Source organism: Brevundimonas sp. (genome assembly GCF_030656255.1).
GTDB lineage: Bacteria > Pseudomonadota > Alphaproteobacteria > Caulobacterales > Caulobacteraceae > Brevundimonas.
Map to the genome: position 1 here is coordinate 1 of NZ_JAUSOE010000001.1, position 1,587 is coordinate 1,587.

General features: G+C 68.4%; 3 protein-coding genes. All 3 read right to left on the reverse strand.

Going from position 1 to position 1,587, the window contains the following annotated elements:
* A partial coding sequence (locus Q7J26_RS00005) for an MFS transporter (protein ID WP_304934486.1) occupies positions 1-813 on the reverse strand: 813 nt, incomplete at its 3' end.
* A complete protein-coding gene (locus Q7J26_RS00010) occupies positions 813-1,388 on the reverse strand; it encodes a TetR/AcrR family transcriptional regulator (protein WP_304934487.1) in 576 nt (191 codons plus the stop codon). The genes Q7J26_RS00005 and Q7J26_RS00010, both read right to left, overlap by 1 nt.
* Before the next feature lie 10 nt (positions 1,389-1,398).
* The coding region (locus tag Q7J26_RS00015) for a hypothetical protein (protein ID WP_304934488.1) at positions 1,399-1,587 on the reverse strand (189 nt) is incomplete at its 5' end.

Here is a 1,587-nt window from a genome sequence, read left to right on the forward strand (position 1 = left end):
CGATCCCGCCAGGGCCCAGCCGATCCAGGCGGCCTCGGTCCACCAGACGATCCGACCCAGGCCCAGGACGGCGGCCAGCAGGGCCACCCCCGGCGCGAATAGGGCGAAGGTGAGGAAGTCCAGGGGCTCGAACAGTTTCAGACGTTCGGACGGGGGCAGGCGCAGCACCTGGACCGCAGCCCAGGCCAGAAGCGCCATGCCCAGTTCAAAGGTGTAGAAGGCGCGCCAGTCGTTCAGCTCCAGCAGGCCGGGCATGATCAGTCGGGCGATGGGGACGGCGAAGCTGGACAGGCCGATGCCGATCACCAGCCCCTTCAGGCGGTGCTTCGGGGGGAAGGCCTGGATCATGTAGAGGAAGCCTAGGCTGCTGAGCCCCGCGCCCGCCATGCCGGCCACGGCGCGGACGAACAGGGTGGACTCATAGTTGTCGACCGCCAGGTGGGCGGCGCAGGTGACGACGAAGGCGGTCAGGCAGATCTGGGTGAACAGGCGCAGGCCGTACTGCTGGCGGAACTTGAACAGGATCAGGTTCATGCAGGCGTTGGTCATGACGAAGACGACCGGCAGCCAGGCCGCCTCAGTCTGGGTGATCCCCAGCGAGCCCTGAAGATTGGTCAGATTGGCGGTGACGGCCGCATTGCCCAAACTGCCGACCAGGGCCACCAAGACGCCGGTCAGGGCGTATTGCAGCCTGAGCCAGCCCGCATGGTCCGGGGTCGCGGGCGAGCCCGGCAGGGTGGGGCGTTCGTGGGGCTTCAGGGTGGCGACATACTGGTCCCACGGCAGATGCCAGTTGCGGTCGGCGCGGGCCATCAGGACGCGTCCGGTCGGGGCTTCAGTCCGTCCAGGATGAGGACGCGGGTGCGTTGCGAGACGGCCTGACGCTCGGCTTCGTCGGCGCCCTGGAAACCGGCGCCCAGCAGGGTGGCGATCAGACGAATGTCCATCGGCCGCAGATCCTTACGCACCAGACCGGCCGCCTGGGCCCGCGCCAGGGGCGCGGCGCCCGCCTCCATCAAGCTCTGCCGCAGGGAGGTAAGCGCGTCGGGCGAGCGCACGTTCCGCACCACCCCCGCCAGGCCGGCGTTGCGGATCATGTCCTCGGCCAGCCGATCCAGGAACCAGAAGAAGACCTCGGGGGCGTCGCCCTGTTCGGCGGTGCGACGGCCCAGGTCGGCGACGTCGGCCTCGAGCACAGCCAGGGCCAGTTCGGTGCGGTCGGCGAAATGGCGATACAGGGTGCCGCGTCCGACGCCCGCCTTTTCCGCGATCAAGTCCAGCGGCGCGTCCAGCCCCTGGTCGGCGAAGACGGCCCGCGCGGCCTCCAGCAGGACGGCGCGGTTGTGGATGACGTCTTTGCGGATAGGTTTTTCGATAGGGCGCGACATGATGACGCGCTTAAATGGACACGGGTGTCCGTTTTGCAAGGGGCTCTTTTGCTTTCGTCATTCCGGGCGAAGGGCTGCTTGGCCCGAAGACCCGGAACCCAGCGGCGCCGAAGGCGAAATGGGCCCGCCGCACGATGTTGAGCAGCGAGTCCGCGACAGTTTCGCGCTCTCGCGCGCCGCTGGGTTCCGGGTCTCCGCT

Excerpts from the sequence above, each read along its gene's own strand:
- Q7J26_RS00010 (WP_304934487.1), bottom strand. The coding sequence starts at position 1,388 with ATGTCGCGCCCTATCGAAAAACCTATCCGCAAAGACGTCATCCACAAC.